Source organism: Arthrobacter sp. FW306-1B-G06A (assembly GCF_058781765.1).
Map to the genome: position 1 here is coordinate 92,423 of NZ_JBYSXB010000001.1, position 15,080 is coordinate 107,502.

The 15,080-nt window shown below is 64.6% G+C and carries 13 protein-coding genes and 1 pseudogene; 9 read left to right on the plus strand and 5 right to left on the minus strand.

What is annotated here, in order from left to right:
• The first annotated feature begins 4 nt into the window (after positions 1 to 4).
• From AC3WJM_RS00450 to AC3WJM_RS00470, 5 genes are all read left to right on the plus strand, one after another.
• The gene (locus AC3WJM_RS00450) at positions 5 to 1,615 is read left to right on the plus strand and encodes an ABC transporter permease (protein WP_492270967.1); all 1,611 of its coding nucleotides are present in this window, start codon (positions 5 to 7) and stop codon (positions 1,613 to 1,615) included.
• Complete coding sequence (locus AC3WJM_RS00455; protein WP_284989585.1) at positions 1,612 to 2,766, plus strand: ABC transporter ATP-binding protein; 1,155 nt, start codon at positions 1,612 to 1,614, stop codon at positions 2,764 to 2,766. Before AC3WJM_RS00450 ends, AC3WJM_RS00455 begins: the two co-directional genes overlap by 4 nt.
• Before the next feature lie 204 nt (positions 2,767 to 2,970).
• Complete coding sequence (locus AC3WJM_RS00460; protein WP_492270968.1) at positions 2,971 to 3,885, plus strand: patatin-like phospholipase family protein; 915 nt, start codon at positions 2,971 to 2,973, stop codon at positions 3,883 to 3,885.
• 381 nt (positions 3,886 to 4,266) lie between these two features.
• Complete coding sequence (locus AC3WJM_RS00465) at positions 4,267 to 5,148, plus strand: hypothetical protein (RefSeq protein ID WP_492270969.1); 882 nt, start codon at positions 4,267 to 4,269, stop codon at positions 5,146 to 5,148.
• A 231-nt stretch (positions 5,149 to 5,379) separates the two neighbouring features.
• Entirely contained in the window at positions 5,380 to 5,952 is a 573-nt protein-coding gene (locus tag AC3WJM_RS00470; protein ID WP_492270970.1) for an MOSC domain-containing protein, read from the plus strand.
• Positions 5,953 to 5,960: 8 nt separating this feature from the next.
• Here the strand turns inward: AC3WJM_RS00470 and AC3WJM_RS00475 are convergent, their stop codons facing one another.
• Positions 5,961 to 7,235 carry an MFS transporter gene (locus tag AC3WJM_RS00475; RefSeq protein WP_492270971.1) on the minus strand — a complete coding sequence of 425 codons (1,275 nt, stop codon included), beginning with the start codon at positions 7,233 to 7,235 and terminating at the stop codon, positions 5,961 to 5,963.
• 320 nt (positions 7,236 to 7,555) lie between these two features.
• Between AC3WJM_RS00475 and AC3WJM_RS00480 the strand changes: the two are divergent.
• A pseudogene (locus tag AC3WJM_RS00480) lies at positions 7,556 to 9,033 on the plus strand (HNH endonuclease).
• A gap of 5 nt (positions 9,034 to 9,038) precedes the next feature.
• On the opposite strand, the gene AC3WJM_RS00485 reads toward AC3WJM_RS00480, so the two are convergent.
• From AC3WJM_RS00485 to AC3WJM_RS00500, 4 genes are read right to left on the minus strand one after another with little or no spacing between them, the layout of a single operon-like run.
• The gene (locus AC3WJM_RS00485) at positions 9,039 to 10,130 is read right to left on the minus strand and encodes a sensor histidine kinase (RefSeq protein WP_492270972.1); all 1,092 of its coding nucleotides are present in this window, start codon (positions 10,128 to 10,130) and stop codon (positions 9,039 to 9,041) included.
• 11 nt (positions 10,131 to 10,141) lie between these two features.
• Positions 10,142 to 10,816 (minus strand): response regulator transcription factor, encoded by a 675-nt coding sequence (locus AC3WJM_RS00490; protein ID WP_492270973.1) that lies wholly within the window; start codon positions 10,814 to 10,816, stop codon positions 10,142 to 10,144.
• A 5-nt stretch (positions 10,817 to 10,821) separates the two neighbouring features.
• Positions 10,822 to 11,475, minus strand: coding sequence for a DedA family protein (locus tag AC3WJM_RS00495; protein ID WP_284989579.1), 654 nt, complete (start codon positions 11,473 to 11,475; stop codon positions 10,822 to 10,824).
• Positions 11,476 to 11,485: 10 nt separating this feature from the next.
• Positions 11,486 to 12,283, minus strand: coding sequence for a phosphatase PAP2 family protein (locus tag AC3WJM_RS00500; protein ID WP_307052736.1), 798 nt, complete (start codon positions 12,281 to 12,283; stop codon positions 11,486 to 11,488).
• Between the two features lie 168 nt (positions 12,284 to 12,451).
• Here AC3WJM_RS00500 and AC3WJM_RS00505 point away from each other — a divergent pair, with 168 nt between their 5' ends.
• From AC3WJM_RS00505 to AC3WJM_RS00515, 3 genes are read left to right on the plus strand one after another with little or no spacing between them, the layout of a single operon-like run.
• Complete coding sequence (locus tag AC3WJM_RS00505; protein WP_332601747.1) at positions 12,452 to 13,237, plus strand: alpha/beta fold hydrolase; 786 nt, start codon at positions 12,452 to 12,454, stop codon at positions 13,235 to 13,237.
• A 19-nt stretch (positions 13,238 to 13,256) separates the two neighbouring features.
• Positions 13,257 to 14,153 carry a hypothetical protein gene (locus tag AC3WJM_RS00510; RefSeq protein WP_492270974.1) on the plus strand — a complete coding sequence of 299 codons (897 nt, stop codon included), beginning with the start codon at positions 13,257 to 13,259 and terminating at the stop codon, positions 14,151 to 14,153.
• A gap of 49 nt (positions 14,154 to 14,202) precedes the next feature.
• Positions 14,203 to 15,045: an IclR family transcriptional regulator gene (locus AC3WJM_RS00515; protein WP_084784417.1), complete on the plus strand. Its 843-nt coding sequence runs from the start codon at positions 14,203 to 14,205 to the stop codon at positions 15,043 to 15,045.
• Positions 15,046 to 15,080: the final 35 nt, after the last annotated feature.

The window sequence follows — 15,080 nt, forward strand, 5'->3', positions numbered from 1 at the left end:
TTCTGTGACCACTGATCTATCGGCTCGCATCTCCCCGGAAGTTCCCGAGGCTTCGGCGAGCGCGACGACGGCGGGCAGGGGCAAGCGCCCCCGCCCGCCTTTCGGCGTTTCTGCAATATCCCTCCTGGCCGTGCTGATCGCACTGTTTTCGCTCATCCCGCTGGGGTACGTCGCTTACATGACGGCCGCGACCGGGTGGGACACCGCCGTCGCACTCATCTTCCGGCCGCGCGTTGGCGAGCTGCTCCTGAACACCGTCATGCTGGTGGTCTTCACGGTGCCGATCTGCCTGGTATTGGGAGTCGGTGGCGCGTGGCTCGTGGAGCGGACCAGGCTGCGAGGGCACCGCTGGTGGGCCGTGGCCCTGGCGGCCCCGCTGGCCATCCCGGCGTTCGTCAACAGCTATGCGTGGGTGACCGCCGTGCCCTCGCTGGAGGGCATCTGGTCCGGCGTACTCATCGCCACACTGTCGTATTTCCCGCTTGTCTACATTCCCGCGGCTGCGACCCTGGGGCGTCTCGACCCCGCGATTGAGCAGTCCGCGGCCTCCCTTGGCTTGGGACCGTGGGCCATCTTCTTCCGGGTTGTCCTGCCTCAACTCCGGATCGCGATGACCGGTGGCGCACTCCTGGTGTCGCTGCACCTGCTGGCCGAATACGGCGCGTTCGCGATGATCCGCTTCGACACGTTCACCACCGCGATCATGACCCAGTTCCAATCCACGTTCAACGGCACTGCCGGGAACATGTTGGCAAGCGTCCTGGTGTTCTTCTGCCTCATCCTGCTCCTGGCCGAAGTCAGGAGCCGCGGTAACGCACGCTATGCCCGTATCGGTTCCGGCGCGCAGGCCAAGCCGACCAGGCTTCCCTTGCACCACTACCAGCTTCCCTCCCAGCTCGCCCTGCTTGCGCTCACCGTTTTGGCCTTCGGATTGCCGATCTTTTTTGTCCTGCGCTGGGTGGTGGCCGGTGGCGCCCGCGTCTGGTCGGCCGACGAATTCCTTCCGGCTCTCCTCCAGACCCTCGCTTATGGCACGGTAGGCGCAGCGGCGACAATCGTCGTCGGCTTCCCCATGGCCTATCTGGCCGTGCGGCACCCCAGCTGGTTCAGCAAGATGCTTGAGCTCTCGAATTACGTCACCAGTTCCCTGCCCGGCATCGTCGTGGGCCTTGCCTTCGTCACCGTGAGCATCCGACTGGTCCCGGGCGTGTACCAGACCTCCGGGGTCCTGATTGCAGCCTATGTGCTGCTGTTCCTGCCGCGGGCCCTGGTCAACATCCGCTCCGGGCTGTCCCAGGCTCCCAAGGAGCTCGACGAAGCCGCACAATCGCTCGGCAAGGCCCCTCTGGTGTCCTTCCTGAAAGTGACGCTGCGCCTCACAGCTCCGGCCGCCGCCGGCGGGGCCGCGCTGGTGTTCCTCGCCATCGTCAACGAGCTGACCGCCACGCTGCTGCTGTCCCCCAATGGCACGCACACCCTGGCCACCGAGTTTTGGAGCAAGAGCAGCGAGATCGACTATTCAGGCGCGGCGCCGTATGCCCTGCTCATGATCCTGTTGTCTGCCCCCATGACGTACTTGCTTTTCCAACAGTCCAAGAAAGTAGCCGGACAGTGACCGAACAATCCCCCTCAAGGCTTCCGTCACCCCGCGTGGCGGCTTCGGTGGCCCCCACCACCAACACGCATCTGGACATCGCCGAGGTCACCAAGAACTTCGGCTCCCAGGCTGTGCTGAAGGGCGTGAACCTCTCCGTGGCCAAGGGTGGGACCACCGCTATCGTCGGTCCATCCGGATCCGGCAAGACCACCCTGCTGCGCTTGATCGCCGGCTTTGAACACCCGGACACCGGCTCCATCAGCCTCAACGGAAACAAGGTGGCCGGGGACGGGATCTGGGTACCGGCCCACAAGCGGCATGTTGGCTATGTGGCCCAGGACGGCGCGCTCTTCCCGCACCTTACGGTGGGGCAGAACATCGCGTTCGGACTGGACAAATCAGCGCTCGACGGCGGCCGCCGCGCCGTGAAGGCCCGTGTCCAGGAACTGCTCGACATGGTTTCCCTCGATGCGGACATGGCAAAGAGGCGCCCCCACCAGCTTTCGGGAGGCCAGCAGCAACGGGTGGCGCTTGCCCGCGCACTGGCCCGCGAACCGCAGCTCATGCTGCTCGACGAGCCGTTCTCAGCGCTCGACGCCGGCCTCCGCGTGGCCACGCGGCGCGCCGTGGCGAAGGTGCTGAACGAAGCCGGAGTCACCACCATCCTGGTGACGCACGATCAAGCCGAGGCCCTGTCCTTCGCGGATCAGGTGGCGATCATGCGCGGCGGGAAACTGGCGCAGATCGGCAACCCGTTCGTTGTGTACACCCGTCCCGCGGACCGGGCAACGGCCGAATTCCTCGGCGACGCAGTCATCCTGGACGCGTGGATGGAAGGCTCCCTGGCCACGTGTTCGCTGGGCGGCATACCCGTACGCCGTCCGCCGGCACAGGGCCTCGTGCAGTTGATGCTCCGCCCCGAACAGATCCGGATTGCTCCCGACGGTCCCATCCGCGGAGTCGTGGTCGACACTGACTATTTCGGACCCGAGACCACCGTGCGAATCAAGCTCGCGCCTCGCGTTGCCGCCGCCGGCGCATCCTTGGCCTACCCGGGAGGTGGCGAAATCATCACCATCCGGCACTGGAACGCTTCCATCACCAAGCCCGGCACGGAACTGTGCCTCCGCGTGGTGGGCGAAGGCGTGGCGTTCCCTGTGGAGGATTAGGGGCGACGGCCGGCGCAGTGCCGGACCGTTGCGCTCCGCATTGCGGGCGTGCTAGCGTTGCGGCGATCGTGATCTATCAGCAGCAGGAGGTGAGTCCCATGAACGCAGTATCCGCAATGGGTGCTCCCCTGCAGTCCACGATCGCGCGACTGAACTAGTCGCCACCGGGAGCGCCAAACAGGCAATTCGCGAAAGGCGACTCCCATGAACACAACACCTTCTTTTCCTTTGCACTCCCGCGATCGGGCGCTGGTCCTCGGTGGCGGCGGATCGACAGGCAATGCCTGGCTGATCGGCGTCATCGCCGGCCTCTTCGATGCCGGGCTGGATGTGACCGACGCCGATCTGACCATCGGCACCTCGGCCGGATCAACGGCCGCGGCCCAGATTGCCGGCGCGACACCAACTCAACTGTTCGTCAACATCCTTGACGCCGTCCCCCCGCAACGGCCCGCTCCGGTCGGGTCCGGGCCGGGACGCGCATCGGCCAGGCCAGTGGTGAACCACCTCGAGCGGATCAACAAGATCATCGCCGATGCCCAGGATGTGGCTGACATGCGCCGGCGACTGGGCGCGGCGGCGCTCGACATGGATGCGGCGTCGGATGGCGCCTGGTCAACGCAATGGCGCACCACTGTCGCCACCCGGCTACCCAGCCAGCACTGGCCTGAACGGACAGTGCTCATCACGGCGGTCGATGCCCGTAACGGTGAACCGGTCGCGTTCGACCGCCATAGCGGCGTCGACTTGGTGGATGCAATCGCCGCCAGCTGTTCCAGCGGCTTGCCTTACAGGATCGGAGACAAGCGGTACCTTGACGGCGGCTATCGATCGAACGCCGAGAATGCCGATCTGGCAGCCGGATACGGACGGGTCCTGGTGCTCTCACCCTTCGGTGGCAGATCATTGCAACCGCTGGAGTGGGGCACGCATCTCGCGACGCAGGTCGACGAACTTCGCGCACGCGGCAGCAGAGTTGAGACGATCTTCCCGGACAGCAACTCCGAGCACATGTTCGGCGCCAATGCCATGGATCTGTCGCTGCGTCCGCCCGCGGCCCAGGCGGGTTACGAGCAAGGCAGAGCCCTTGCCGGGCAGCTCTCCGAGTTCTGGAGCTGAGCCGCCCGGGAGTTGCTGACCCGGGCGGCGTGACCACAACGGTCCATGCCTAGGAGGCCGACCGAGGCGGTCAACCGCCGCCTCGGTCATCTTCGCGGCTCAGCCCCGGCTACCTCATCGATCATAAGAGTCGCATTAATGTCAAGAGTTTTTGCTCCTATTGAGTGACGTATACCTGAAATTGAGTGGTCGAAAGTCATAAATTGAGTAGCGACGGACGGTGGATTGAGTATTGAGACATGCGAGAGGAATGCAATCCGTGATTCCCATTTTGGAATTTGAAAATAATTCCCTCGACCTGTTTCATAAAACTCTTGCCCTCATTTGCCTCATATGCATAATTTGATCGTGAAGCGCCTGTCTCTCTCTGAAAGGTGATCCATGTCAAACAGATCTAAGCTAGGTTCAATCGGAAGTCTTCTACTTGTCGCGCTTGTCGCCAGTGGGGTCGTGGTGTCGAGCGCGGGGGTTGCACAGGCATCGCCAGTTTCTTTAGGTGAAGGGGTTCATTCGCCAAGCAAAGTCAGTACTGTTGCGGTCCCCGGAACGAACATCGTTGTTTCTGGCGCCGGCGCTTGGTCCGCAAGCATCACTCTTCCGGGCACGGCTTCATCCGAAGCTCTCGCAAAACCGGGCAAGATCCCGGACGGCCTTTTCGCCGGGCAAGGTGAGCCGGTTCTGAGCACCAAACTCAACAGTGCCGTGATTAGTAGTTATGCCACAGGCAAGGGAACTCAGACACTGATCAACATTGCTTCAAACACTGCGGATCGAGAATATCGGTTTCCCTTGTCGCTCCCCGCAGGATCAAAAGCAGCCATAGACACTGATGGTTCCGTTGTTGTTCGCACCGCTGAGGGTGCGATTGCTGGGGGTTACAGGGCTCCATGGGCTTACGATGCGCTCGGCAGGGCTGTTCCGACGCGGTTCTCCCTCGACGGAGAGGCTCTCGTGCAGTCGATCGATTTTGATCAGAACACAGCCTTTCCGGTAACCGCTGATCCGAGCGACTTTTGGGGCTGGGCCAAGTGTATAGCGACCGTTACGGCAGAGGTTGCTGCTAACGCTCTGGTCGCCGGTAAAGTCGCTAAACTAGTTGCAAGGTTTGGAAGTATTCAGAGGACCTTCGAAATTCTCTTCCGCGCCTGGAACGCGGCATCCGGGTTGGAGAAGAAGTGGCAAGCTGTCGTTGCCGCCGGCGGTGGTCTTTCTGGAGAGGTTCTAGGCATCGCCTCGATCAAGGAAGCGTGTTTTGACTCCTAAAGGTGCTCGCGACATTCCTATTTCCCTGCTTCTATTTGCATTGGTAGCGGTTCTGCTATTCATAACGGCCGCCGGATATATGCAGCTCTGGTGGTCAATACTTGCTGGTATCGCGCTTGTTGGAACCGGCATCGGAGCTTTCGCTGATTTCCAGCGTCGCAAGAACTAGCTTTTCAAGGTTGGGGTAGAGTGCCCGGGGTTGCTCACCCGGGACAGGCATAGCCTTATGGCATGACCGCAAGCTACAGATACGACGTGGAGATCCTGCATCTCCTCGTGTCATCCGGCCACGCCTATTTCGGCCGCGCACGTGATGGTGCCGCCGAGGTGCCCACAAGGGACGCCGAGCAGGTCGACGTCGTAAGCGGCAAAGGCATCGTCGGTGACCGGTTCTTCGGCAAGGCCGCGCACATGGATGCCGCAGTGACGCTGATAGCCATCGAGTCGCTCGAGGCGATGGCCACCGAGCTGGGGGTCGCGCCTTTTGACCCGCTCCTCACGCGCCGCAATGTGGTCCTCAGGGGAGCCCACCTGGCTCCCCTGCTGGGCGAAGAGTTCGCGTTGGAATCCCGTGGCGGCCTTGTGCGGTTCCGGGGCGGCCGGCCGGCGCACCCCTGTGCGTGGATGGACCAGGTCCTCGCTCCGGGCGCACATGCCGCCATGCGCGGCCGCGGTGGCGTGCGCTGCCAACCGCTTTCGGATGGCCTCCTGCATCGTGGCACAGCTGTGCTAATTAGCCCTGTACCGCTTGATCCTGACAAGGCCGGCGAGGCCACGCTCCTCCGGGCTTCACGGCTTCCGTAGGCCAGTTCCTATGACTGCCGGGGTTCCGCGTCCGATGTAGCGATCGAGGCGTTGGCTTGATCAGCCAAAGAGCCCTGCCGACGACTCGCCAGGAGGAACGGCACCGCGATCAGCTCTATAACGCCGCTGATCGCGAGTGAGGCGGAGTAGCCGTAAACATCGGCGGCCCGGCCGAGCAGCGGCTGCACCACCACTCCACCGCTTGATCCCATCAGCGAGTCGAAGCTCAGCACTGTTGCCCGCTGCTTCGACGGGATCATGTCGTTCACGTAGGCCTGCCGTACCGGTGTGGCCGCCGAGTCGACCATGGCCCAGAACGTCAACAGCGCCAAGGCCACCCAGAAGACATTCGTGAACCCGAGCACCACCAGAATCGATGCGCTCACCACTCCACTCAGAATCAACACCGTAGTGCGTTTGCGAACGAGGCGCCGGATACGCGGTGCAAGCCATCCGCCCACCACCTGCGCCCCCGCCACGATTGCCGCTGCCAGCCCGGCCACCGAGTACGCGCGCGGGTCACCGAAGAGCTGAAGCAGGTACGGCTGCAGGGCATAGAACACATAGATCCCGACGCCGGCACTGAACGGCGCTGCCAACATCACGTACCGCACGGGTGGATTTTTCAAACCGTTCTCGATCGAGGCGTCGAGGACAGCACGGGTCGCCTTGAGTGGATGGGCAGAGCGCTCGGGGGTGAAGCCGACGTCGTGCATCAGCAAGAAGGCCACCACGAACATGGCGAGGAGCACGCCCACGCGAATCAGGAACGGGACTCCCAGGTTGGTGGCCTGCGCGATCACCCCGCCAGCCACTGAGCCCGCAAGCATGGCGGCACCCGACACCATCTGTCCCCGCCCGAGCACCGTCTCCAAGCCACCCTCATATCCAGTGAAGCGCAACGCGTCGACGAGCCAGGCCTCCACTGCACCCGAGAAGAAGGTGAAGCCCAAGCCGAGCAACACCGACACCACGGCCCACCACAAGAACGGGGCCGAAAGCTGCCAGAGCAGAAAGTAAAGGTAGGTGGATCCGGCCAGTGTCACCGTGCCAAGAAGGAACGAAACGCGGCGTCCCCAACCATCGGCCACCACTCCAGTGGGCACTTCGAAGACGACCATCCCGGCAGTGAAGAAGGCGTTTGCCGCAAAGGCCTCAAGATTGCTGAGTCCGGCATCCAGTAGGAAGAGGGTATTGATCCCCCAAATGAACGAGGCCGCAAGGGTATTGCCGAGGGTCAAGGTGAGATAGACACTTTGGATCTTTCGGGCGGCGGGGTTCATTGGAACGACGGCCCCGCCTTGGCGAGGGGGAACCACGAGGCCATTCTCGTCCGCTTCGGATGCGCACGCCAGAGGCGGACGGGACGGGCTTGAGGGGAGCCCACCGCAAAGCACACCTCACGCCGGCGAAGCCGATCACAACGTCGCCCATCGGGTGATTATCGACGGCTGCGAGGTTGAGCCGGTGGCGGCGGAAGGAGACCCGGGAACCGGAATCCTTCCCGAGCAAATATGGAAAATTTCTGCTGATTTCCGGGATTTTTCGGTGGGCAGGTGTTCTTCGACCTAAGAATGTCAGTGGTCCCTGGGATGCTTTGGTTATGGCCGGAATTCGGGAAACCCAGCTGATGGGGACGGGCGCGCCAGTCGGCGGCGCAGGTCCGGATGCTGCTGTCTCGTGGGCCGAAATAAGAGACCTGCTCGGTGCGGTGGCCTCGCTCCGGCCAGGCGCCGACGGCGCTGAACTGATTGACCAGCTGCGGGCACTGGAGGATTTCAAGTCCGCGGCCGCGGCTGCGCAGGCCCGGATTGCCGTGGCGTTCGATGCGGCCCAGCGCAGCGCCGAGACGAACCTGGGCGTCCCCGCCGACGAGCGCGGCCGCGGCGTCGCAGCCCAGATTGCCTTGGCCCGGCGGGAGTCCCCCGCCAAAGGACCCCGATTGCTGGGTTTGGCGAAGGCCCTCGTGACCGAGATGCCGCATACCCTGGCCGCGCTGGATTCGGGACAGCTGAACGAATGGCGGGCCACCCTGCTCGTGAAGGAAACAGCCTGCCTGTCCGCCGAAGACCGCTGCGCGGTGGACGAGGAGCTCGCCGCCGACACGGGAGCCTTCGACGGCGCCGGAGACAAGGCCATCATCTCCGCCGCCCGGGCCGCAGCCTACCGGGGCGACCCCCGCTCCGTCACCCAACGCGCCAGCCGTGCCGCGGAGGAGCGGCGCGTGAGCCTTCGCCCGGCACCGGACACCATGACCTACCTGACCGCCCTGCTCCCGGTGGCGCAGGGCGTGGCCGTGCACGCGGCCTTGACCCGTCATGCAGACTCGCTGCGCTCCGGCGGGGACGCGCGGTCCCGCGGGCAGATCATGGCCGACGCCCTGGTCGAACGCACCACGGCACCCCAGGAGGGATCAGTGGGGTTGAGGTCCAGCTCGTCATGACCGACCGCACCCTCTTCCAGAGCGATGCCGAACCGGCCCGGCTGACCGGCTACGGGATTGTCCCCGCTGCGTGGGCACGGGCAATGCTGGCTGGGAACGAGGGCCAGGCGGAACCCGGCCAGGCCGGTCCCGGCGGCCAGTCCGCGGACCGGGCCTTCAAGGTCTGGCTCCGGCGCCTCTACACAGCCCCCGGAACCGGGGACCTCGTCGCCGCCGATTCGAGAGCCCGGCTCTTCCCGCCAGGCATGCGGCGCTTCATCCAAGCCCGCGACGAGACCTGCCGGACCCCCTACTGCGACGCGCCCATCAGGCACTTCGACCACATCATCCCCTGGCACGACGGCGGACCCACCAGCCTGGCCAACGGCGCGGGCCTGTGCGAAGCATGCAATTTCGCCAAAGAACTCCCCGGCTGGACAGCACAAACCGGAGCAGCAACAACCCAGCACGGGACACGGCATGTCCTGGACATCCGCACCCCCACCGGACACCACTACCAATCAACAGCCCCACCCCCACCAGGAACCGGGCTATCCATGACCACGGCGGCGCCAGATTCCAGAAGCCACCGACGCAAGCTCCGACACCATGCAAAGGCGCTTAAATACGCCCAACCCGCCAAACTGCGGGCCGCCTAAGTAAGCTATGCCGAGCCGGACGACGTGTCTTTCGGGCCGGTGTCTTTCGGGCCGGTGTCTTTCGGGCCGGTGTCTTTCGGAACCGCGTCTTTCGGCGCCGCATCTTTGGGGCCCGCATCTTTCGCAGCGAGCGGCAGGGTGATCCTCATGACCGTTCCCCGCGGCCCGCTTCGCTCAACCTCCACAGTGCCGCGGGCCCCGGTGATGATTTCACGGACCAGCGCCAAGCCGATTCCGAAGCTGCGCTGGCCTGGTGCGCCCTCCGGACTGTGTGTCCTCACGAAGCGGTCAAAGATCCGGGTCTGGTCCACGCCTTTGATCCCAGCCCCGGAATCCGAAACCGTGACCACTGCGCGGTTGCCGAGCACCGCCGTCGTGATCCCCACCTGGCCGCCAGCGGGGGTGTGTGCCAGCGCGTTGTCGGCCAGCGCAAGGAGGGCGCGACGGAAGCCACTGCCGTCAATGAGCGCGAAGGGCCGGTCCTTTTCCGTCAGGGTGACGCGGACGTTCTTCTCCCCCGCGAGCTGTTGCAAGCTCTCGACGACGGCGCCCGCCACCTTGGCGAGATCGCTCGGCTCTGCGGCTGCGTCCGGAGGCGAGCCGGTGGCTGCGACAAGCAATTCGTTGACGATGCCGGTGAGGGTAGCTGTGTCATTTCGGATGCGGGCGAGCGCTTCCCCCGTTTTTGAGTCCGCGGCGGCATCGCGCTGGGCGAGCTGGACCCGTGCATCGAGGATGGCGAGGGGCGTGCGCAATTCGTGGCTGGCGTCCTGAACGAAACGTCGCTGCAGGGCAAGCGCTTCGCCAAGAGGCCTGATGGCGCTCCGCGCGCTGAGCCAGCCGATGGCACCGGCGAGGAGGATCCCCGCAATGCCGGCAACGATCATGGCCTTCAGGAGGTCCTTTGTGTCCAGATATGCGTAGACGGAGTCGGTTTCGCCTGGTCCCGGCAGCGTTGGATGCTGCGCCTGGTTGAAGAGGTAGATCGCGGCGGACGCAAGCAGGCAAAGAACCAAAACCGCGCATGCCGCGCTGATCCGCACTGCGATCTTCAGGGAGGCTTTGCGGAGCGTCTCCTGGTCCGGGTTCTCAGTCATGGGTGTCGTTCTCAGTCATGGGGGTCGCCGATCTGGTATCCGAGGCCGTGGACTGTCCGGATCACCGTTTTGGAAATCTTGCGGCGCAAATGGTGGACGTAGGTGTCAATCACGCCCGGCTGGTCCGTGGGGTGGAATAAGGCGTTGATGAGGTCTTCACGGGTAAACACACGCTCGGGTTCGCCGGCCAGGATTTCGAGGAGCCCGGCCTCCTTCGCCGTCAGGGTGACGACGGAACCGTACACGGAGCGCACGGAGCGGGCACCGGCGTCGAACTCCCAATCCCCGATTCCCAGGGTCTGCGGCGGCAGCGCGTACCTTCGGGTGAGGGCTCGCAAGCGGGCGGCCAATTCCCTGGCGTCGAACGGCTTGCTCATGTAATCGTTCGCCCCGGCGTCGAGGCCCCGGATCTTCTCGTCGGTGGCACCGAGCGCCGTCAGGATGAGGATCGGGGTGGCAATCCCCTTGGCACGAAGGGCCTTGATGAGTGCGATGCCGTCCATGACCGGCAGCCCCCGGTCAATGACCATCGCATCCCAACTCTGGGTCAAGGCGAGGTGGAGCCCGTCGCGCCCATTGACGGCCAAGCGGACAGAGAAGTCCGGCTCCAGGAGTTCGCTGATGAGCGGCCCCAGGGCGGAGTCGTCTTCGACCAAGAGGAGGGCCGGCCGCTCAGCTGTTGTCATGCTGCCTATTCTTCCCCGGCGTGCCCGTTCGCGGCGCCTACCTTGACGTTGCGCCGCTTTTTGAGCAACTCGACTCCCCACGGCAGGACGGAGACCAAAACCATGATTACGGCAATGGCGTCAATGTTGTTTGCGATGAACTCGTAGTGTCCCAGCCACGAGCCCAGGAGTGTCACGGAGGTCGCCCAAATGACGGCCCCGGCGATGTTCCACAGGGTAAAGGATTTGTAGTTGTAGCGCGCGATGCCTGCGCTGAGCGGCGCAAACGTCCGCACAATGGGGACAAAGCGGGCCAAGACGATTGCGGGGCCGCCGCGGCGCTTGAAGAATTCTTCGGCCGCGTCCAAGTGGGCGGTTTTCAAGACCCGGGCGTCGTCCTTGAACCATCGCCGTCCGAACTTGCGCCCAAGCATGTAGCCGATCTGGTCTCCTGCGATGGCGGCGGCTGATACGACGGCGATCAACACAGGCAGTTCAAGCTGCAGTTGCTGGTGAAGCAGGCCCGTGGTGAACAGCAAGGAGTCACCGGGCAGGAAAGGGAAAAGGAGACCGGATTCGATGAAGACGATCAGCGCCACTACTCCCAGCGCCGCAGGGCCCAAGCCCTGGAGGAGGGTGGTGGGATCAAGGAATGCGGGCATGGCGGAAAGTACGTGCATGGGGTCCTCCTCAGGATCCGTGTGCTTGGGTTGGGGCTGCTTCCGAGGCGGCTGCTTCCGAGGCGCCTGCTTCTGATGCAACGCCAAACGGTAGCCGCGCGAAAACCCGAGGGGCGTACCGGTTCCAGAGCCCGGCCAAGACGATCACTGCGGCGCTGGTGGCCAGGAATGACGCCACAACGTCGCTGGGGTAATGGACTCCGATGTAGATACGCGACCACGCCACCACCACGGCCATGACAGCACCGGCCCACGCAGTGATGACGCCCCACCGGCTTCCCCGGACCAGGAAGTACAGAGCGAAGGCGAGCGCTACGGCGAAGGCGGTGTGGCCGCTGGGAAAACTGTTGGAACCCGTTTCCGGAGCCAGGGGGTCGAAAAGAAGCGCGGGGTTGGGCCGGTGGCGGGCAACGATAAGTTTGAATACCTCGCTGGCAACCCAGCCCGAACATGCGAAGAGCACAAACATGACAGCCCGCACGAAGGACTTGCGGACCAGGCAAAGGTACAAGCCGATCACGAGGACAATGCAGACTCCCGCTACGGGGGCGAAGAGGACGTTCAAAGCCATGGCCGCGGTGGTCAGTGCGCCCACGTGATGGCGGCTGAGTTCCTGGTCAATACCGAATTCCCCAGTGGTCAGGCCTGCTACCGCCTGCACGCTGAAGCCAATGGCAAGGACGGCCGCCGCGAGGACAATGCCCCACAGGAGCCAGAACCTCGTCTGGGGAAGCAACGGCACACTGTGACGGACGACGGCGGAAGCGCGGCCTTCCGTGGAAGTGTTCTGCTTGGGGTGTGATCGCATGGTGTCTCCGGTTCGGGGTGACGGCCGTTGTGCGGCCTGTTTCCACTCTCCCGTGGGGCACTTAAGAAGCTCTTAAGAACTCCTGGACACGGCCCTTTCCCCTTGACCCGCACGTGGATGGGCCCCAGAGTTTAGGAACCTACTGTCCGCCACATAGAAGGGTCTGGGATGTCCGAATTTGCGATCTCGAAAGACGGTACCCGCATCGGGTATGACCAATACGGCGAAGGACCTGCCGTCATCCTGGTTGGCGGCGCGATGCAATTCAGGGGCTTCGACTCCAACACCATGGAAATGGCCAAGCTCCTGGCCGCCAAGGGGTTCACGGTGCTGAATTACGACCGGCGCGGCCGAGGGGAAAGCGCTGAGGCTCCGTCATTCAGCCTGAAGGACAACATCGACGATCTCGCCACGCTCATCGACATCGTGGGCGGCCAGGCCGCGCTCTTCGGGAGCTCGTCCGGTGGCTCGATTTCCCTGGCAGCGGCGGCAGCAGGCTTGCCCGTCACGAAGCTCGCGCTCTGGGAGACTCCGCTGAGCGAAGAACTCGGCGCCGGCGGGGCTGAATTCTTCGCCGGGCTCCAGGAACGGGTCGCCTCCGGCGACAAGGCTGGCACCATCGAGTACTACATGAAGGATATGCCGCCGGAGTGGCTGGCCGGAGCCAAGAACAGTCCAGGATGGCCCGTCATGATCGAATTGGGCCCCAGCCTTTTGGCCGACGCCGAATCCCTCGCGTGGTCCCAGTCCGCGCCTCGGGCAGAGCTCTGGTCCGGCATCACCCAGCCCACCCTCGCGATAGTCGGCGAGCAGACCGTCCCGATCATGCCGAAAGCGGCCGACTCCATCGTGGCCAACATCCCGAGCGCCCGCAAAGCTACCATTCCAGGCGCCAACCACGGCTGGGAACCTAGCGTCATGGCCGACGCCTTGGCCGAGTTCCTCGCCGAGTAATACGGCACTCGCTTTCACCATGAACCTGGCCGGGATCGCCGTCGAGCTCTACACACTGGTTCCCTCGGCCTTCACGGCGGCCCGCACTGCGCGGGCCAAGGAAGCCAAGTCGGATGGGGATGCCGAACTGGCGAAACAAATCGCCCAGTTGCCCAAGCCTTCGACGGCGGCGTGGGCCGTCAACATGCTTGTCCGGCACGGCACCAAGGAATTCGCCGGCGTCCTGGAGCTTGGGGCCTCGCTCGGGCGAGCCCAGGAGCAGCAGGATCACGACCGTCTCCGCACGCTCGGCCAACAGCGCCCGCGCGTCCTGGGCGCCGCCGTCGAGCAGGCCCGGGCAGTGGCGGAAGGCCTCGGTGTCAAGGTCAGCGGCGCCGCCGCGATGGAGATCGAGGCCACGCTGAGGGCGGCCATGACGGATCCCGGCGCCGCCGCGGCGCTCCGCAGCGGGCAGCTTGTGCGTTCGCTCGCCACGAACGGATTGGAACCCGTGGATCTCTCGGGCGCGGTGGCGATTGCGGGCGCGCTTCCCGCGGTGGACGCCACCCAGGAAGAGCCCGACGACGGCGGGCGGCAACGGGGGCGGGCAGACTCACAGCGGGCTCGCGCCGACTCGGAGCGCGAACGCGAGAAGGCACAAACCGTACTCGCGGAAGCAGAGCGCAGTGCCGACAGGGCCGACCTGGAACTCGCGCAGGCCGAGCGCAATAAGTTGGAGGCCGTGCGCCGAAGCGAACAACTCGCCGTCGACGTCAAAGCCGCCAAGGACAAGCTGGCTGCATTGCAACGGGAGCTTGCCGCGACGGAGTGGGCGATCACCCTGGCTGAGCGGGACCGCAAGCTGGCAGCCCGGCTAGCCGAGCGGGAGCGCCGGGCCGCGGAAACGGCACGGGCCCGGTTGGAGGGACTTTCTTAGCGGGCGCAACGTCCGGTATACCGGACATTCCGAGGCGTATTCTAGGACAATGTACAGTCAATCGGTGCGGCCCAAGGCGCCGGCCGCGGCTCAGGTGCTGGCGGTTCTCAGATACGTTGCCGGACAGGCCGGCCCGGTCAGCGCGTCCATCATTGCGCGCGATGTTGGACTGCCTCGGTCCACCACGTATCAGCTCATTGCCTCCCTGATCGATGACGGCTTCCTGGTCCATCTTCCCGAGGAGCGCAAGTATGCCTTGGGAGTGACCGCCCATGAGTTGGGGACCGGGTATTCGCGGCAAGCTCCGATCCAGCGGATCGCCCGGTTCCCCCTGTCCCGGCTCGTCGCCCGGACCCGCCGGACTGCCCATCTTGCCGTGATGCACGGGCGCGACGTCGTTTACGTGATCGAGGAGCGGGCGCCGCGGCAAAGCCCCCTTGTCACCGACACCGGAGTCCGGCTTCCTGCCCACCTGACGGCCAGCGGCAGGGCGATGATGGCCCAGATGGACCCCGCCCAGGTGGCTGCGCTTTTCCCTGGGCCAGAGGCTTTCGCGGAGCGCCACAGCAAAGGCCCGCAATCCTTGCCCGCGCTGCAGGATCTCTTGGCGCGGGCACGGTCGCTCGGATATGCGTGGGAGCAGGACGAGGTCACGGAGGGGTTTTCTTCTGTGGCGGTCGCCGTCCTCGACCGGCAGCGCTATCCCGTGGCCAGCGTGACGTTAACGGTGTCGAACCGGGCGTTTCCCGGCGGAGGCACCCGTCACCGGGCCAAGGACGCCGAGACCCCGGAGGAAAGGGCGGTCCGCATCGAGGACGTCGCCCGCGAGTGGATTCCGGAAGTGACCAGGTGCGCGCGCGAAATTTCCCGCAGGCTGGGCACCCAAGCCTGACCCCGACGTCGTTCCCTCTGGTCGACTGGGACGCT